The 17,178-nt window shown below is 43.9% G+C and carries 16 protein-coding genes; 9 read left to right on the plus strand and 7 right to left on the minus strand.

All coding sequences use genetic code 11. From position 1 onward, the window contains the following. Positions 1-72: 72 nt before the first annotated feature. The 5 genes from mscS to tkt form a co-directional block, all read right to left on the minus strand. A complete protein-coding gene (gene mscS / locus AC3CID_RS13420) occupies positions 73-939 on the minus strand; it encodes a small-conductance mechanosensitive channel MscS (protein ID WP_102569438.1) in 867 nt (288 codons plus the stop codon). Positions 940-1,317: 378 nt separating this feature from the next. Continuing rightward, positions 1,318-2,394: a class II fructose-bisphosphate aldolase gene (gene fbaA / locus AC3CID_RS13425; protein WP_004735492.1), complete on the minus strand. Its 1,077-nt coding sequence runs from the start codon at positions 2,392-2,394 to the stop codon at positions 1,318-1,320. 155 nt (positions 2,395-2,549) lie between these two features. Then, complete coding sequence (locus AC3CID_RS13430) at positions 2,550-3,713, minus strand: phosphoglycerate kinase (RefSeq protein WP_004735491.1); 1,164 nt, start codon at positions 3,711-3,713, stop codon at positions 2,550-2,552. A 166-nt stretch (positions 3,714-3,879) separates the two neighbouring features. Next, positions 3,880-4,929: an erythrose-4-phosphate dehydrogenase gene (gene epd / locus AC3CID_RS13435; protein WP_032545991.1), complete on the minus strand. Its 1,050-nt coding sequence runs from the start codon at positions 4,927-4,929 to the stop codon at positions 3,880-3,882. A gap of 215 nt (positions 4,930-5,144) precedes the next feature. Beyond that, positions 5,145-7,139 (minus strand): transketolase, encoded by a 1,995-nt coding sequence (tkt, locus tag AC3CID_RS13440; protein WP_371706787.1) that lies wholly within the window; start codon positions 7,137-7,139, stop codon positions 5,145-5,147. A 377-nt stretch (positions 7,140-7,516) separates the two neighbouring features. Here tkt and metK point away from each other — a divergent pair, with 377 nt between their 5' ends. From metK to AC3CID_RS13460, 4 genes are all read left to right on the plus strand, one after another. Further along, positions 7,517-8,671: a methionine adenosyltransferase gene (gene metK / locus AC3CID_RS13445; RefSeq protein ID WP_004735487.1), complete on the plus strand. Its 1,155-nt coding sequence runs from the start codon at positions 7,517-7,519 to the stop codon at positions 8,669-8,671. Between the two features lie 368 nt (positions 8,672-9,039). Continuing rightward, positions 9,040-9,837 (plus strand): DUF2189 domain-containing protein, encoded by a 798-nt coding sequence (locus AC3CID_RS13450; RefSeq protein WP_146454201.1) that lies wholly within the window; start codon positions 9,040-9,042, stop codon positions 9,835-9,837. A 78-nt stretch (positions 9,838-9,915) separates the two neighbouring features. Then, positions 9,916-10,416 carry a SprT family zinc-dependent metalloprotease gene (locus AC3CID_RS13455; protein WP_012604825.1) on the plus strand — a complete coding sequence of 167 codons (501 nt, stop codon included), beginning with the start codon at positions 9,916-9,918 and terminating at the stop codon, positions 10,414-10,416. A 97-nt stretch (positions 10,417-10,513) separates the two neighbouring features. Continuing rightward, a complete protein-coding gene (locus tag AC3CID_RS13460) occupies positions 10,514-11,245 on the plus strand; it encodes an endonuclease (protein ID WP_488526667.1) in 732 nt (243 codons plus the stop codon). A 68-nt stretch (positions 11,246-11,313) separates the two neighbouring features. On the opposite strand, the gene AC3CID_RS13465 is transcribed toward AC3CID_RS13460, so the two are convergent. After that, positions 11,314-12,660, minus strand: a complete 1,347-nt coding sequence (locus tag AC3CID_RS13465) for a hypothetical protein (protein WP_171313540.1) — start codon at positions 12,658-12,660, stop codon at positions 11,314-11,316. Between the two features lie 194 nt (positions 12,661-12,854). Here AC3CID_RS13465 and rsmE point away from each other — a divergent pair, with 194 nt between their 5' ends. The 5 genes from rsmE to AC3CID_RS13490 all read left to right on the plus strand — a co-directional run bounded on the left by rsmE (position 12,855) and on the right by AC3CID_RS13490 (position 15,987). Then, complete coding sequence (gene rsmE, locus AC3CID_RS13470; protein WP_146454206.1) at positions 12,855-13,586, plus strand: 16S rRNA (uracil(1498)-N(3))-methyltransferase; 732 nt, start codon at positions 12,855-12,857, stop codon at positions 13,584-13,586. A 9-nt stretch (positions 13,587-13,595) separates the two neighbouring features. Then, complete coding sequence (gene gshB, locus AC3CID_RS13475; RefSeq protein ID WP_004735482.1) at positions 13,596-14,546, plus strand: glutathione synthase; 951 nt, start codon at positions 13,596-13,598, stop codon at positions 14,544-14,546. Between the two features lie 115 nt (positions 14,547-14,661). Next, positions 14,662-15,225, plus strand: coding sequence for a YqgE/AlgH family protein (locus tag AC3CID_RS13480; protein ID WP_146454208.1), 564 nt, complete (start codon positions 14,662-14,664; stop codon positions 15,223-15,225). Between the two features lie 79 nt (positions 15,226-15,304). Beyond that, positions 15,305-15,727, plus strand: a complete 423-nt coding sequence (gene ruvX / locus AC3CID_RS13485; protein WP_146454210.1) for a Holliday junction resolvase RuvX — start codon at positions 15,305-15,307, stop codon at positions 15,725-15,727. Between the two features lie 98 nt (positions 15,728-15,825). Next, complete coding sequence (locus tag AC3CID_RS13490) at positions 15,826-15,987, plus strand: hypothetical protein (RefSeq protein WP_171313542.1); 162 nt, start codon at positions 15,826-15,828, stop codon at positions 15,985-15,987. 77 nt (positions 15,988-16,064) lie between these two features. Here the strand turns inward: AC3CID_RS13490 and AC3CID_RS13495 are convergent, their stop codons facing one another. Then, positions 16,065-17,174 carry a PilT/PilU family type 4a pilus ATPase gene (locus AC3CID_RS13495; RefSeq protein ID WP_065205686.1) on the minus strand — a complete coding sequence of 370 codons (1,110 nt, stop codon included), beginning with the start codon at positions 17,172-17,174 and terminating at the stop codon, positions 16,065-16,067. Positions 17,175-17,178: the final 4 nt, after the last annotated feature.

Below are 17,178 nucleotides of genomic sequence, written 5' to 3' on the forward strand. Positions count from 1 at the left end.
AAAAAAAGGCGGATAACCTAAGTTATCCGCCTTTCCTTATAAAAGCTTATAGCTAGAAAAACTAACTAGAAATTAAGCTTCTACTTTATTCATGTGCACATCCACTTGCGGGAATGGGATTTCGATACCTTCGTTATCCAAGCCTTCTTTGATTGCTTGCATCAGGTCGAAGTAAACATTCCAGTAGTCAGCAGTGCTGACCCAAGGACGAACAACAAAGTTAACTGAAGAATCCGCTAGTGTGTGAACACCAACTTGAACGCCAGGCTCTTTAAGTACACGCTCATCAGATTCACAGATCTTAGTCAGTAGCGCTTTTGTCTTTTGAAGATCGGCGTTGTAAGAAACACCAATCATTAGATCAATACGGCGCGTATCATGACGAGAGTAGTTAGTAATTGGGCTACCAATAACGCTGCCGTTAGGTACTACAACCATTTTGTTGTCTGGTGTTGTTAGAACGGTTTGGAAGATCTGAATTGAATCTACTGAACCCGCTACACCACCAATTTCCACGTAGTCACCAGACTTGAATGGACGGAATGCAACGATAAGTACACCCGCAGCAAAGTTAGATAGTGAGCCTTGTAGTGCAAGACCAACAGCCAAACCAGCCGCACCAATAACAGCGACTACAGATGCAGTTTGAACGCCTAAACGACCAAGTGCAGCAATTAAAACAATAACAAACAACAAGTAACGAACTAAACCATGGACGAATTCCACAACTGCTCGGTCCATTTTCTTCTTCTGAAGAACCTTAGACACGCTATTCGCTACTGCTTTAACAATAAGATTACCAATAAATAGAATTATCAGTGCTGAGATAATGTTTACACCGTATTGAATAAACAGATCTGAGTTATTTGTTAACCACTGCTCTGCGTGAGACAAACCATCCACAATTGGAGTCTCAAGCGCTGTCGAACTATCAGCCATAATGTGCATCCTCTATATAATATGCTATGAGCTAAACTGCCTTAAGCCAAACTTACCCAACAACAAAATAAACCGTACAACTCATGTTAAGTCGTTGTGTTAAAAGTAAATTAAAGCCAAGTCCTTTTTTATAAACTGAACCAAGTTCAATTTTTCGGCACGATATCCTATCTTTGACAGATTGCAAAGTCATATTTATGTAAGCTTTTGAATTAATAAAACTTACCAATAAACACAAATACCGATAACTAAAAGACTACGAAATTTATTCACCGCACGCTAGGTTTTTTACATATTTAGTACAAGTTTTTATCAGACATAAAAAAACCCGCTCAATGAGCGGGTTTTTAAAACTTAAAGAGTACTTAATTCAAAGAATTACAGTACGTCTACAGCGTTAAGGTCAGCGAATGCTTTCTCAAGACGAGTAACCATTGAAGACTGACCAGCACGTAGCCATACGCGTGGATCGTAGAACTTCTTGTTTGGAGCAGCTTCGCCAGTTGGGTTACCGATTTGACCTTGTAGGAAATCACGGTTCTCAGCTTCGTAAGTACGAACGCCATCCCATGAAGCCCACTGAGTATCAGTATCGATGTTCATTTTGATAACGCCGTAACCGATAGACTCTTGGATTTCTGCTTCAGAAGAACCAGAACCACCGTGGAATACGAAGTTAAGAGCGTCAGCTGCAATGCCAAACTTCTCAGCACAGTATGCTTGAGAATCACGCAGGATAGTTGGAGTAAGTACAACGTTACCAGCTTGGTAAACACCGTGTACGTTACCGAAAGAAGCTGCGATAGTGAAACGTGGGCTAACTGCGTTTAGTTTCTCGTATGCGTATGCAACATCTTCAGGAGAAGTGTAAAGCTCAGATGCGTCCATATCAGAGTTATCAACGCCGTCTTCTTCACCACCAGTACAACCAAGTTCGATCTCGATTGTCATGTTTAGTTTAGCCATGCGAGCTAAGTAAGCTGCACATGTTTCAATGTTCTCTTCTAGAGACTCTTCAGAAAGGTCTAGCATGTGAGAAGAGAATAGTGGCTTACCAGTTTGTGCGAAGAACTCTTCACCAGCGTCTAGTAGACCGTCGATCCATGGAAGAAGTTTCTTAGCAGCGTGGTCAGTATGAAGAATAACTGGAACACCGTAAGATTCTGCTACTGCGTGAACGTATTTTGCACCAGCTACAGCGCCAAGAATTTGTGCGCCTTGACCTTCAAGTTTAACGCCTTTACCAGCGAAGAAACCAGCACCGCCGTTAGAGAACTGAACAACAACTGGAGCTTTTGCTTTAGCAGCAGCTTCAAGAACAGCGTTGATAGTATCAGTGTTGATTACGTTTACTGCAGGAAGAGCAAATTTGTTTGCTTTTGCTACTTCAAATACTTTCTGTACGTCATCGCCAGAAATCACACCAGGTTTTACAAAATCGAAGATCTTAGACATGGAAATAGTCCTATTTATTCTATCGTTTTAAGATTAAAAAACTTAAGTTTAAAAATTTGCAATCGTTTGCTCACAACTTATGCCATTCTAGCAAAAAAGTGTGATATGCAGCAAACGTTAAAAGGCGAGATTCACATCTCGCCTTTCTAAATCAATTATGCTTTAGCACGCTCTTCAAGCATTGCTACTGCAGGAAGTACTTTACCTTCAACAAACTCAAGGAAAGCGCCGCCGCCAGTAGAGATGTAAGAAACATCTGCTTTGATACCGAACTTGTCGATAGCTGCTAGCGTGTCACCACCGCCTGCTACTGAGAAACCTTCAGAGTCAGCGATTGCCTTAGAAATGCCAGCAGTACCCGCTTCGAAATTTTTGAATTCGAATACGCCTACAGGGCCGTTCCAAAGAATTGTTTTTGCGTTGCCGATGATTTCAGCTAGAGCTGCAGTTGAATCTGGGCCAAGGTCGAAGATCATGTCGTCGTCTTGAACTTCAGAAACGTGCTTGATTTCAGCTTCTGCGTTTTCGTCGAATGCTTTAGCACATGCAACGTCAGTCGCTACTGGGATAGCACACTCTTTCATTAGCTTCTTAGCCGTTTCAACTAGGTCAGCTTCGTATAGAGACTTACCTACGTTGTGGCCTTCAGCAGCGATGAACGTGTTCGCGATACCACCACCAACAACAAGTTGGTCAGCGATTTTAGAAAGAGATTCTAGAACAGTTAGTTTAGTAGATACTTTAGAACCACCAACGATAGCCACTAGTGGGCGAGCTGGGTTGTCCATTGCTTTACCAAGAGCTTCAAGCTCAGCAGCTAGAAGAGGGCCAGCACATGCTACAGGAGCGTAAGTACCAACGCCGTGTGTAGAAGCTTGAGCACGGTGAGCTGTACCGAATGCGTCCATCACGAAGATGTCACATAGTGCAGCGTATTGCTTAGAAAGTGCTTCTTCGTTCTTCTTCTCGCCTTTGTTAAAGCGAACGTTTTCAAGAACAGTTAGTTCACCAGCGTTTAGCTCAAGACCATTTACGTAATCTTTCGCTAGTTTAACGTCGCAGTCTAGTGCGTCGTTTAGGTAGTTAACTACAGGAGCTAGAGAGAACTCTTCGTTGTATTCGCCTTCAGTAGGACGACCAAGGTGAGAAGTAACCATAACTTTTGCGCCAGCTTCTAGGCAAAGTTTGATAGTTGGTAGAGATGCAAGGATACGTGCATCTGAAGTTACTTTACCGTCTTTTACTGGTACGTTTAGGTCAGCACGGATGAATACGCGTTTACCTGCAAGTTCCAGGTCAGTCATCTTGATCACAGACATGATTTGTCCTCTCAAATTTAAATAAAAATAAAGTTTTGGAAACTCAGCAACCCTGCTAAGCCTATAAATTATTCAACTGGTAATTCTTTAACTACTCATAATATGTGGACACTTAGCATTTATTTCAAGCTAAAAAATAAATAATCCACACATTTGCTTCTAGGTCTTACTTCTTGCCTTCAGAAGCTTGCATTGCAAGAACCGTATCCAGCATCCGGTTCGCAAAGCCCCATTCATTGTCACACCACACAAGCATTTTTACTAAGTGGCCGTTGCTCACTCGAGTTTGTGAACCATCAACAATTGCGCTATGGGGATCGTGATTAAAGTCGATGGAAACGAGCGGCGCTTCAGTATAGTCAACTATATTGTGTAATGTACACTGGGATGCATTAACAATGGTTTGATTTACGTCATTAACTTTCACATTTGCATTAATTGTGACACTTAAATCCATCGCAGTGACGTTTACCGTCGGCACACGCACAGATATAGCTTCAAATTTGTTAGAAAATTTCGGGAAGATCCTTTCAATACCTTTATGCAATTTGGTATCGACAGGAATGATGGATTGGCTTGCTGCTCGAGTTCGACGTAGGTCGCTGTGGTACGCATCGATCACTTGCTGGTCATTCATAGAAGAGTGAATGGTCGTAATCGTGCCGGACTCAATACCAAAGGCATCATCAAGCACCTTGATGATAGGGACAATACAATTGGTGGTACATGAACCATTGGAAACGATTCGATGATCGGCTTCGATAGTCTCGTGATTCACACCATAGATAATGGTGTTATCAAGGTCATTAGCACCAGGATGTGAAAACAGCACCTTTTTCGCTCCAGCAGCGATGTGTGCTAGGCCGTCATCTCGGCAACCGTAGACACCGGTACAATCGAGAACAATATCGACTTCAAGGTCACGCCAAGGCAACAACTCAATATCAGCAAGATGTAAGATACGAATCGTATCGAACTCTCCTTTATCTTCAGCACCAATACCATGATGAACATAGATGTGCTCTTGATCGTTAGAGATTTTCTTGCCGAAGCGGCCGTGACTGGTGTCGTATTGCAATAGGTGAGCCATAGCGTCAGGCTGAGCAAGCTCATTGACAGCTACTACTTTGATTTGTTGGCTTTTGCCACTTTCATAAACAGCGCGTAATACATTACGCCCTATTCTTCCAAATCCGTTTATCGCGACTTTTAGCATAGTTCCGTACATCTAACCAAAATTTCGTGCAACAGATGATAACTGAATCCTACCTAAAAGGCATTACTTGAATAACTCAGCTTACTTATGACAGATTGATCTGTTGCTTGTAAGCCTTAGTCTAAGTGATAACAAACCCCAGATACAAAAAAACCGAGCTCAGCGCTCGGTTTTTTCCTTCATTTAACTGTTAGCACAAGGCCATCAGTCAATGATTAAGCAAGAAGCTCTTTCGCTGTGTTTACTACATTTTCAGTAGTGAAACCGAACATCTTGAATAGCTCACCCGCTGGTGCAGATTCGCCGAACGTTGTCATACCGATGATCTTGCCACCGAAACCAACGTACTTGTACCAGAAGTCAGCGATGCCAGCTTCTACAGCGATACGTGCTGTTACGTCAGATGGAAGTACAGATTCACGGTATTCAGCGTCTTGCTTATCAAACGCGTCAGTTGCAGGCATAGAGACTACGCGTACTGCTTTACCTTCAGCTGTTAGTTGTGCTGCTGCTTCAACAGCAAGCTCAACTTCAGAACCTGTAGCAATGATGATTAGCTCTGGCTTGCCAGCACAATCTTTCAGGATGTAACCACCCTTCGCGATGTTTGCTACTTGCTCAGCGTCACGATCTTGTTGTGCAAGGTTTTGACGAGAGAAGATAAGTGCAGAAGGACCATCTTTACGCTCGATTGCCAGTTTCCAAGCAACAGCAGACTCAACTTGGTCACATGGGCGCCATGTGCTCATGTTTGGAGTCAGACGTAGAGAAGCGATCTGTTCAACCGGTTGGTGAGTAGGACCATCTTCGCCTAGGCCGATAGAATCGTGCGTGTAAACTTGGATGTTCTGAATTTTCATCAGAGCAGCCATACGCATTGCGTTACGCGCGTATTCCATGAACATTAGGAACGTTGCGCCGTATGGTACGAAACCACCGTGCAGAGCGATACCGTTCATGATAGCCGTCATACCGAATTCACGTACACCGTAGTGGATGTAGTTACCAGAGAAGTCATTTGCTTCAAGCGACTTAGAGCCAGACCACATAGTCAGATTAGAAGGCGCAAGGTCAGCAGAGCCGCCCATGAATTCAGGTAGCATAGCACCGAACGCTTCTAGAGCATTTTGAGATGCTTTACGTGATGCGATGTTTGCTGGGTTAGCTTGAAGATCAGCAATGATTGCGTTTGCTTTTTCTTCCCACTCAGCTGGTAGTTCGCCGTTAGTACGACGTTTAAATTCTGCTGCTAGCTCTGGGTGAGCGGCTGCGTATGCGTCAAACTTAGCATTCCAAGCAGCTTCTTTCGCTGCGCCCGCTTCTTTCGCATTCCACTCAGCTGCGATATCAACCGGGATTTCGAAAGGACCGTGTTCCCAACCAAGTGCTGCTTTAGTTGCTGTGATTTCATCAGCGCCTAGTGGAGCACCGTGACAGTCGTGCGTACCCGCTTTGTTTGGAGAACCAAAACCGATAATAGTTTTAGTACAGATAAGCGTTGGACGAGGATCCGCTTTAGCTGCTTCGATAGCCGCGTTGATAGCATCAGAGTCGTGACCATCAACGGCCGAGATTACGTGCCAGCCGTAAGCTTCAAAACGCTTAGGTGTATCGTCAGAGAACCAACCTTCAACTTCGCCATCGATAGAGATGCCGTTGTCATCCCAGAAAGCAACCAGCTTACCAAGACCTAGCGTACCTGCTAGAGAACATGCTTCGTGAGAGATACCTTCCATCAGACAACCATCACCCATGAATGCATAAGTGAAGTGATCGACGATGTCGTGGCCTTCTTTGTTGAACTGTGCAGCCAATGCTTTCTCAGCCATCGCCATACCAACAGCGTTAGTGATGCCTTGACCTAGAGGACCAGTAGTCGTTTCGATACCAGGAGCGTAACCGTACTCTGGGTGACCAGGAGTCTTAGAGTGCAGTTGACGGAAGTTCTTAAGGTCTTCAATTGAAAGCTCGTAACCTGCAAGATGAAGCAGAGAGTAAATCAACATTGAACCATGCCCGTTAGACAGAATAAAACGGTCGCGGTCAGCCCACTCTGGGTTTGCTGGGTTGTGGTTCAAGTGACCACGCCAAAGAACTTCAGCGATGTCAGCCATACCCATAGGTGCGCCAGGGTGGCCTGAATTTGCTTGTTGAACGCCATCCATGCTAAGTGCGCGAATTGCATTGGCTAGATCTTTACGAGAAGGCATGTCTGCTCCTGAGTACATAAGCGATTTAAAAAAGAGATTGATGCTAAAATTTTCATTTTTATTAGCGCGGGTATTCTCTCAAACGACTTTAGCGACTGCAAACGTTTTACTGGCATTTTAACGGTCACTTTTCGCAATTTTCGAACATTTACATCACTTAGCAATGTGTTATCTCGACCGATACGCAAACGATTAGTTATGACATATCATAAAAAAGAGCTTGTAATTCGACCGCTGGAATTTAGAATAGCCGTCTAGATGTAGAAACACCTACAAAATATACTGTATTTAATGGCGGCGCTTCCTAGCTTGCGACGCCTAAAATTATTTGCATTTAACTATTTGCAACTAAAAACTAAACTAAAAGTGGAGCTCTCATGGCTAAGCACCTATTCACTTCTGAATCTGTTTCAGAAGGCCATCCAGATAAAATTGCAGACCAAATCTCTGATGCTGTTCTTGATGCCATCTTGGAACAAGATCCAAAAGCACGTGTTGCTTGTGAGACTTACGTAAAAACCGGCATGGTTATGGTTGGCGGTGAAGTAACAACGTCTGCATGGGTTGATATCGAAGAAATCACTCGTGAAACAGTTCGTGAAATTGGTTACGTTCATTCTGATATGGGCTTTGACGCAGACTCTTGTGCTGTACTAAACACAATTGGTAAGCAGTCTCCAGACATCAACCAAGGTGTTGATAAAGCCGATCCTAAAGATCAAGGCGCAGGCGACCAAGGTATCATGTTTGGTTACGCGACTAACGAAACACCAATCCTAATGCCAGCTCCAATTACTTACTCTCACCTTCTTGTTAAGAAGCAAGCTGAAGTACGTAAGAGCGGCAAGCTTGACTTCCTTCGTCCAGATGCGAAATCTCAAGTTACGTTCCAATACGACCAAGGTAAGATTGTTGGTATCGACGCAGTTGTTCTTTCAACTCAACACTGTGATTCAGTTACAACACCTGACCTACGTGAAGCGGTAATGGAAGAGATCATCAAGCCAGTACTTCCTGCTGAGTGGATCAATAAAGACACTAACTTCTTCATCAACCCAACCGGCCGTTTCGTAATCGGTGGCCCAATGGGTGACTGTGGTCTAACAGGTCGTAAGATCATCGTTGATACCTACGGCGGCGCAGCTCGTCACGGTGGCGGTGCATTCTCTGGTAAAGATCCATCAAAAGTTGACCGTTCTGCAGCTTACGCAGCGCGTTACGTTGCGAAAAACATCGTTGCTGCTGGCATGGCTGACCGTTGTGAGATTCAACTGTCTTACGCTATCGGTGTTGCAGATCCAACATCTATCATGGTTGAAACGTTTGGTACTGAGAAAGTAGCTCACGAGATCATCATTGAAGCTGTTCGTCAAAACTTCGACCTACGTCCATACGGTCTTCAAGAAATGCTGAACCTTCTTCAGCCTATCTACAAAAAGACGGCTGCATACGGTCACTTCGGTCGCGAAGAGTTCCCTTGGGAAGCGACGGACAAAGCAGCAATCCTTGCGGACTTCGCTGGCCTAAAATAATTTAGCCACTGCGATTTGTTTCTTTAAAGCCCTTACTTCTTAGTAAGGGCTTTATTTTTATGTACTTACCAAACCTTCCCCTGCTAGAACACCCTGTCCAAGTCTTCTTTACCGTTAACCACTTAGTATAAAAATCCGCTGATAATTTGTGTTTTCTAGCACTACTGACAATAGTTAAGGTAACTCCTAGGCGATCAAGCTCACATTTAACTTAAATTAATTCAGTCCGATAGCGCTCGTTAAATGTACGCAAGAACAATAACTGGGATGACAAAGAGCAGTTTAGCTCAACACCATAACGCTCTCGTAAGCGATACTTCAGAGCCTTGTGGAATTATAACTAGGACGTTATTTAACTAGGGGGATCTATGCCTCGTACCGTGCACCCATCCGAACTAAACGATAAGAAACACAAGGTCAGCGATCAGGATTACGCTCGCACCATTCCTTGTAACCAAGTAAGCATATCCGCCCCATTCCACTGGTTATCGCTTGCACTGCATGACTTAGTGAAAATGCCAATAATCAGCGCATTTTACGGATTGTGTTTCATGGCTGCGGCCATCGCCATCGTGCAACTTGTCCAATGGCAAGGAACACATTTGGTCGTTATGCCAAGCTTGATTGTGTACATGCTAATAGGGCCGTTTCTTGCCCTAGGCTTGTATGACGCAGCCTGGGAAAGAGAAAAGGGGCACAACGCTAGCCTGCTGCATTCGATGAAAGCCATCACACGGAACTCAACCCACCAATGGGCGTTTGCGATTGTATTAATGGTCGCGATGATATTCTGGATGCGTATCGCTGCATTATTGCACGCACTTTACCCTTCAGTACAAGGTGCACCATTGACCGAATTTGCTCCCTTCTTAATTACAGGGTCTGTGATTGGTTTTGTTATCGCGAGCCTGATATTTAGTATCTCAGCATTTTCAATTCCACTAATGATGGAGAGACGTGTAGATGTAATGAGTGCGATTTTTACTAGCTTCAACGCTGTTAAATCAAACATCCCTGCGATGGTCGTTTGGGCTGGTATCATTGGTACTGGTATCTTAGTCGGCTTCGCGACCTACGGTGTGGGTATGATTGTAACGATGCCATTACTTGGTTACGGAACATGGCATGCTTACCACGAAGTAATCAAAAAGAAACATCACGTTTAAATCGTTTCACGATCGATGAGCAATGTTATGATGAGGCCTTAGCTTAAACGCTGAGGCTTTTTTTGGAGTTAACAACGCTTGTCTTACACCCCGCAACAACATCGAGTAAATAAAAAACTGGGCGAATGCCTAGCTATTGCTAATCAACATTTTTCTCGTGAATTTCCATGCCCAACCGTCACTTACAAGTTAAGAGGAAAGGCAGCGGGAAAAGCCTACCTCCAGTTAAACGAGATAAAACTCAACCAAGTGCTATTCAGCGAAAATGAAGACGCCTTTATTAACGAAGTCGTGCCTCATGAACTCGCACATCTGATCACACATCAGGTCTTCGGACGAGTTAGGCCTCACGGCAATGAGTGGAAATACGTGATGGAAAAGGTATTCAATGTACCGGCCAGAACGACCCACAGCTTGGAAATCACCTCAGTGCAGGGCAAAACTTTTGAGTATCGCTGTGATTGCACCACTTATCCCCTGTCGATAAGACGACACAACAAAGTCATCCGCAACCAATCAACGTATCGTTGCCAACAATGCCAGCAAACCTTAGCTTTTACCGGCCTTCAATTGAGCTAAGTCTTAAGCTCACAAGGTAACGCGAATAAATGTAATAGAGTGAACTAACATTTGAGTGCTAGACTGTTGTTTACCATACTTTCATCAGTCTTTTTCTATGCAAAAAACCTCTCCAAAAGTATTTGGCCTATCGGTGCCATTTTGCCTATCAATAGTATTTGGCCTACTGGTAACCCAAAGCGTTTTCGCCGCCCCGCCTAGTTCATTCTCGAAAGCAAAAAAGGAAGCAGTAAAGATTTATCTCGATCACCCTACTTCATTTTATTGTGGCTGTGACATCACTTGGAAAGACAAAAAGAAAGGTATCCCCGACCTCGACGCCTGTGGTTATCAAGTGAGAAAACAGCAAAAGCGCGCTTCCCGTATTGAGTGGGAACACGTGGTTCCAGCTTGGCAATTCGGCCACCAGCGTCAGTGCTGGCAAGATGGCGGACGTAAGAACTGTACTCGCAATGACAAAATATTTAAATCGATGGAAGCCGACCTTCATAATCTAACTCCGGCGATTGGCGAGGTTAACGGTGATCGCTCCAATTACAATTTCAGTCAGTGGAATGGAATGGATGGCGTGAGCTACGGTCAGTGTGAAATGCAGGTCAACTTCAAACAACGTAAAGTGATGCCACCCGACAGAGCAAAAGGTTCTATCGCGCGTACTTATCTTTATATGAGCCAAGAGTATGGTTTCAAGCTATCTAAGCAGCAGACTAACCTGATGATGGCGTGGAACAAGCAATTCCCTGTCGATAAGTGGGAATGTACCCGTGATGAGCGAATCTATGCCATCCAGGGGAATCACAACCAATTTGTATTTGAAAGCTGTAAATAATAGCCAGCAAGATAAAAAGGCCCTTGTCACACAGGGCCATAATCACTTTTAATGCTCTATTATTAAGTTTAGTTTTCTAAGTCTTCTAGATAACGAGTATTCTCACTAAAACCTGTCATTGAAGCCGCCGAAATAACGGAGCGCGCCTCAGGGTTTACGTCCATCAATTTCTGACTTGCACACCAACCTTGCCCAACACTTAACATTTCAGGAGCGGCAGGAAGAGAAGCCAATTCAGCTCTAATCGTCAACTCTGATTTACCCAATATACCACTAGCAACAAACACGGCTCGATCTTGAACATCATTATCAGATAAACGAGAACGTTGGCCCCACTGCACTTTCCAGTCGTTACATGAATAATCTTCTATTTGTGGAATACTAAGAAAAGCGACATCAGACAAAGCGCGGTACTTTTTGTACATCATGTAAGCTTCAAAGAGCATAGCCACATCTTCAGCAGGACTTGAGTAAGAGTAGAATGCCGCTGCTTTATCGGCTTCAAATGCATCCCCGGCAACCTCTCCTGTAAGTCGTCTAATTTCGTTTGTCATTGATTCACCTTGAAAGGCAATTTGAGCCGCTTTATTCAGCAGGTTTGAAGTTAAAGGATCCCTTTCAATAAGCTCGTGATTTAATTTTTTTAACGGATGAATATAGTTAGTGATATCCCCATAAGAAGGGATTTGAGTCAGGTCGTGCTCTTGCAAGAAATCATTCGCGTGTGCAAGTTCATGAGAAAGGAGCCTAAATAAACCAGGAGCAATATGATTCGCTTCTCTCGATTCATTCCTTAACGGGGTATAGGTATTTGAATAAGAGATATAGTCATTTGTTGCTTCATGAATATAGCGCTGAGCTTTATCGAATTTAAACTCTGTTTGAAAACCATTTCGATAATCTTCTTGCTTATGAATAGAATCCCACTCGCTTTTATTGCGCCATACATACTTAGGGTCTATATACATAGATGCTGTAGACGTTGTGTAAAATGATGGGCGAATATCATAACTGATCACAATGCTGTTCAATGGCTTAAAAAGATTCAGTAAATCTTGGTCATTAATTTCTTTTAATGCTTCGATAAAACTGTCGGCCATCCACTGATGGGACACTACTAACCTTTCTTGAATCTGCTCAATTGTCACATTTACTTGGTTAACCCCAAGAGGCTTTATTACCGATAAATCACAAGAGCTATTCACTAAAAATGCTTTTGAACATTCTTCAATATCCTTCGACATACTCGAAGTTTGGTAAGTCGAAACAGACGCTAAACTTGGCGTTCCGTTCACATTAGGTGACACGATACTAGCAGGAACATCGGAAGATGAATCCGATCCACCACCACAACCCGCCAAGAGTAAGCTACTGACTGCACACGTTAAAATAGAACGTCTTTTCATACAAAACATAGATAAAGCCTTTATTAATTATATTTATATTCAATCGGTTGAATTGTATTTATTGGCTTTATAAATTTCAAACTCTAAATCATAAGGATAAGATCTCTCGCCTATTTTTGTTCGCTACTTGTTTTTTCCTTACTTAGCATCCATGTTAGGCAGAGACAAAATACCCAAATGACACTATTTATAGGTTTACCAGCATGAGAATCCCTCGTATCCATCACCCAGAACGCATTCATCAGTTAGGTTCACTCGCTTTAGGCGAAGATGCCACGGGTCATGTTGGTCGAGTCCTTCGTATGAAAGAAGGTCAAGATGTTCTTCTATTTGATGGCAGTGGCGCTGAATTCCCTGCGACAATTGCTGAAGTATCAAAAAAGAACGTCACAGTTAATGTTACTGAACGTATCGAGCGCAGCAGCGAATCTCCGTTAGACTTACATTTAGGCCAAGTGATTTCACGTGGCGACAAAATGGAATTCACGATTCAGAAATCGGTTGAGCTTGGTGTGAACACCATTACCCCCCTTATTTCAGAGCGCTGTGGAGTTAAGCTTGATACTAAACGCTTCGAGAAAAAGCTCGCGCAGTGGCAAAAGATTGCTATCGCGGCATGTGAACAATCTGGCCGTAATACGGTTCCAGTTATTCGCCCAATCATGCAACTTGAAGAGTGGTGCAGCGAACCGAGCGAAGCGTTAAAACTAAACCTGCATCCTCGTGCAAAATACTCAATCAATACCCTTCCAGAGCCGATCAGTAAGGTGCGCCTATTGATCGGTCCTGAAGGCGGACTGTCAGCTGAAGAAATCGGTATGACAGAACAATACAAATTTGAAGAGACGCTACTCGGCCCACGTGTACTTCGTACCGAGACAGCAGCTCTAACCGCAATTACTGCCTTACAAGTCCGTTTTGGCGATCTAGGCTAGGAGAAAAAAATGATCAAACTTGGCATCGTAATGGATCCAATTTCATCCATTAACATCAAAAAAGACTCTAGCTTTGCCATGATGCTTGAAGCTCAGCGTCGTGGTTACGAAATCCATTACATGGAAATGGATGATCTACATTTAGATCAAGGCGTAGCCATTGCTGACACTAAGGTTGTTGAACTAAAAGAAGATCCAAACGGCTGGTACGAATTCAAATCAGAACAGACTATCGCTCTCTCTGATTTAGATGCAGTACTGATGCGTAAAGATCCTCCGTTTGATACAGAATACATCTACGCAACTTACATTCTTGAGCGTGCTGAAGAGAACGGCGCACTGATCGTCAACAAGCCACAAAGCTTACGTGACTGTAACGAGAAGCTATTCACGGCTTGGTTCCCTGAACTGACACCAACCACTATCGTGACTCGTAAAGCTGAAAAAATTAAAGCATTCCGAGAAGAGCACGGTGACGTGATCTTAAAGCCACTTGATGGCATGGGTGGCGCGTCTATCTTCCGAGTAAAAGAGGGCGATCCAAACGTATCAGTGATCATTGAAACACTGACTAACCACGGTCAAAACTACGCTATGGCACAAACCTTTGTTCCAGACATCAGCAATGGTGACAAGCGTATTCTTGTGGTTGACGGTGAACCAATGCCTTACTGTCTAGCGCGTATTCCTGCAAAAGGGGAAACTCGAGGTAATCTTGCTGCTGGTGGTACAGGTGAAGCTCGCCCGCTGAGTGAAACAGACTGGGCTATCGCAAGAGCAGTTGCTCCAGCACTGAAAGAGAAAGGTTTAATCTTTGTAGGGCTTGATGTTATCGGTGACAAGCTGACTGAAATTAACGTGACTAGCCCTACTTGTATCCGTGAAATTGAAGCCGCTTTTGATATTTCAGTTACAGGTAAATTAATGGATGCAATTGAGCGTCGCGTTAACGCTAAATAGCCTAAACTAAAGAAAGCCTTAGCTATTCGAAACACAAAAATATCTAGGCAAAGAACAATGAGCGGCTTTACGCCGCTCTTTTTCCTTTACTGGGAACACACTGGCAGGAGGCTCTATGAATTTAACGAACCACTTTCTGGTCGCTATGCCCGGAATGAAAGACCCATACTTTCAAAATTCGGTGATCTATCTTTGTGAGCACAATGACGAAGGTGCGATGGGTTTGATGATCAACGCTCCTATCGATGTCACTGTCGGCAGCATGCTTAAGCAGGTTGAGGTTGACTCTGAACAACCGAAACCCAATCAAGCAAGCCTTGATAAGCCTGTATTGAATGGTGGGCCGGTCGCAGAAGACCGTGGGTTTATTTTGCACAAACCTAAAGGCAGCTATCAATCCAGTATCAGCATGACGGATCAAATATCGGTGACAACCTCAAAAGATATCTTGATGGTATTAGGTACAGAAGATGAACCGATGAATTATCTAGTCGCTCTTGGTTATGCCGGATGGGAACCTGGGCAACTGGAAACCGAACTGACTGAAAACTCATGGTTAACCGTAGAAGCAGATCCAAAGGTCATCTTCGATACGCCAATTTCAGACCGCTGGAAAGTCGCAGTGCAGATGTTAGGTATTAATGCCGCTCAGCTTTCTGCTGACGCTGGTCACGCCTAACTCAGACTCAGACTCAGACTCAGACTCAGACTCAGACTCAGTATATAAACTCTCAAACACAGATTAATTTGGAAACCCCATGTCACGAACAATTATGGCATTTGACTACGGTACAAAAAGTATCGGCAGTGCGATAGGACAAGAGATCACAGGCACAGCCAGCCCTTTAAAAGCCTTTAAAGCGAAAGATGGCATCCCAAACTGGGATGACATCGAAAAGCAAATCAAAGAGTGGCAGCCGAATATTATCGTGGTTGGTCTTCCTACCGACCTTCATGGTAAAGATCTAGCCGCGATTACACCAAGGGCGAAAAAATTCGCTAACCGTCTTAAAGGACGCTTTGGTGTCGATGTTGAATTACATGATGAGAGACTTTCTACGACAGAAGCTAGGGCCGACCTTTTTGAAATGGGCGGCTATAAAGCACTAAGTAAAGGTAACGTCGATAACCAATCCGCAGTTGTTATTCTAGAAAGTTGGTTTGAAGCACAATATTCTTAGTAAAAACTAAGCGATTAACATTTGAGCTAATTTATGATCCCACATGAATTTCACGCCGTAGTGCCAGTGCAATTCATAATAAGGACGTGGGAGTTCATATGAAAATTTTTTTAGTCATCTTCGCTTCTCTAGCAATCACAGCATGCAGCTCTATGAGCGGAGGCTCAGCAGGTTATACCGGTGAACAATATCCGACAAAAATCAAATTAGAGAAAGAACGAGGATATTCTGGTAAAAACAATAGTTACGGTAACCACTAAATTATCTAGCCTCAAAAAACCGCCTTCACAGCGGTTTTTTATCGTTCAGCATTCAGCATTCAGCATTCAGCATCAATCTAACCCATATCAATCTTCACGCCAGCCAAAGCACCAGTTCCGTAGTCATCATCACCACGTCTGGTTTTTAGCATTAAGCGTAAGTCATTCGCGGAATCAGCACTGTGGAATGCGTCTTCTTCACTGATCTTGCCTGCAAGCACCAAGTCATACAACGCTTGGTCAAAGGTCTGCATACCAATCTCTTTCGATTTAGCCATAGTCGCTTTTAGTTCATGCAACTCACCACGACGAATCAAGTCAGACACTCGCGGGCTGTTAAGTAGAATCTCAAACACGCCATGGCGACCGCTGCCATTCTTATCTCGGATTAATTGCTGAGCGACCACACCACGTAGATTCATCGACAGATCAAACAAGAACTGCTCTTTCTGCTCTTTAGGCACCAAGTGAAGAATACGTTCTAACGCTTGGTTGGCATTATTCGCGTGCAGTGTTGCCATACACAAGTGGCCCGTTTCAGCAAAGGTCATCGCGTATTCCATGGTTTCACGGCTACGGATTTCGCCAATCAAAATCATATCAGGTGCTTGGCGCAAAGAGTTCTTAAGCGCAACTTCATAACTCTCGGTGTCGAGCCCAACCTCACGTTGAGTCACGATACACTTTTTATGTTCGTGAACGAATTCAATCGGGTCTTCAACCGTCAAAATATGCCCGGAACGATTGGTATTGCGATAACCTGTCATCGCAGCCATCGAGGTTGACTTACCGGAGCCCGTCGCCCCAACCACCAGCACAAGTCCACGCTTTGCAATTGACAGGTCTTGCAGTACATCAGGAAGCTTTAATTGCTCAAAGGTTGGGATGTTAGTCTCGATACGACGAATTACCGCTCCTGGTAGCTCTCGTTGAAAGAATGCGCTAACACGAAAACGGCCAAAATCACGCACGATGGCAAAATTAGCCTCACGCGTTTGCTGATATTCATCACGTCGGTCTTGATCCATCATCGCGTCAAGCAACTGTGCGACCTGAGCCGAATTCAGCTTATCTCCTTGAGGGCGAAGTTCACCATCCACACGAAACAGGATTGGAGCATCGACAGTGATGTAAAGATCCGACGCTTTTTGTGAAAGCATCCCCTCAAGGATTTGATTCAATTCCATTTTG

The organism is Vibrio sp. QJM3NY_21, assembly GCF_057785975.1.